This window comes from Pseudomonas sp. MF6394 (genome assembly GCF_002018845.1).
GTDB classification, from domain to species: Bacteria; Pseudomonadota; Gammaproteobacteria; order Pseudomonadales; family Pseudomonadaceae; genus Aquipseudomonas; species Aquipseudomonas lactis.
Map to the genome: position 1 here is coordinate 1 of NZ_MVOJ01000078.1, position 1,445 is coordinate 1,445.

1 protein-coding gene is annotated in these 1,445 nt (G+C 52.2%); it reads right to left on the bottom strand.

All coding sequences use genetic code 11. From position 1 onward, the window contains the following. Nucleotides 1–32: 32 nt before the first annotated feature. Nucleotides 33–1,396 (bottom strand): IS3 family transposase gene (locus MF6394_RS32765; RefSeq protein ID WP_102047845.1). Its coding sequence is split into 2 segments (ribosomal slippage): nt 33–931 and nt 931–1,396, totalling 1,365 coding nucleotides; the frame shifts between segments, so codons are not numbered across the junction. Nucleotides 1,397–1,445: the final 49 nt, after the last annotated feature.

Consider the following 1,445-nt stretch of genomic DNA (forward strand, 5'->3'; position numbering starts at 1 on the left):
TGAACTGCCCCCCGAAAGTTGGACAGGGGACGCTATTGATTTAGTGCCTGGGTCCGAAATTGTACTGGACTCAAGCCATTCAGTCTGAGGCTTATGCGGTCTTGGTTGTAGTAGGCGATGTAATCCTCTATGCCTGATGCCAGCTGCTCCACACTCTCAAATGACTCCAAATAGAAAAACTCGCTCTTGAGCGTGCCGAAAAAGCTTTCCATCGCGGCATTGTCCAAGCAATTACCCTTGCGCGACATGCTCTGCTCAATGCTCTTTTCGGCCAGCATGTGTCGGTAGGTAGGCTGCCTGTACTGCCAACCCTGGTCAGAGTGCAGTATCGGTTTGTCACCTTGATTCAGTCGCTCAAAGGCTTTTTCCAGCATCGTCGAAACCATCCTGAATTCGGGACGTCGGTTGACCTGGTAAGCCAGGATCTCGCCGTTGTACAAATCCATGAGAGGCGAGAGAAACAGCTTTTGCCCCTTCACCTTGAACTCCGTCACGTCGGTTGCCCATTTCTGGTTAGGGGCTTGTGCCTTAAATTCGCGCTTTAGTAGATCAGGCGCAACAAGCCCTTCAGCACCTCGGTAAGAGCGATATTTCTTCACTTTGACCAGCGACTTGAGGCCTATCATCTGCATCAGTCGATACACCTTTTTGTGATTGATCAACTCACCACTGTTTCCAAGGGTCGCGGCGATGCGGCGGTAGCCGTAACGCCCCTTATGCCCGTGATAGACGCTGCGGATGCGATCTTTAAGGCCGGCATGCTTGTCGGTTAGCAGTGTTTTGCTTTGGTAATAGAAGGTGCTGCGTGCCAGTGCCGCAGCACGTAGCAACAGAGCAAGTGGATGCTCATGCCTCAATCCTTGGACGGCCTGCGTTTTTTGGGTTGCGCAGTACGAGGATCCGCTTGGATTAAGGCATCGAGCTTTTTTAGATAGGCATTCTCCGCACGCAGATAAGCCAGTTCTGCGAGCATTTGTGCAGGGGTCAGTTCTGCGTCCGCAGGAAGAGCAGGACTTGCTTTGGGTTGCCTGGAAGGTTTGCGGGGCATGCTGGACTCTTTAAGACGATGCGGTTGTAGTGCTTCTACACCGCCTTCATCGTACAGCTTTCGCCACTGTCTGATACTACTTGGACCACGGATATCAAACCGTATACAGGCCTGTTGGTCCGACAGTCCGTCTTGTTTGATGCACTGCAAAACCTTCAATTTAAACTGGGCATCGTAATGGCTGTACTTGGCAATCAAGCCAGAGGCGCCGTGCTTTTCAAAACCCTTGACCCAGCGTCGCAGCAGCGATGGACTCAAGCCATGCTTGAGGGCCACCTCATGAACACTACTGGCAGACAGGCACTCTTCAATCAATGATTGCTTGAGCGCTAGGTTGTATTTCGTCATGGAACACTCTCCCGAGGGGGCAGGTGTCCAACATTCGGGGGGCAGTTCA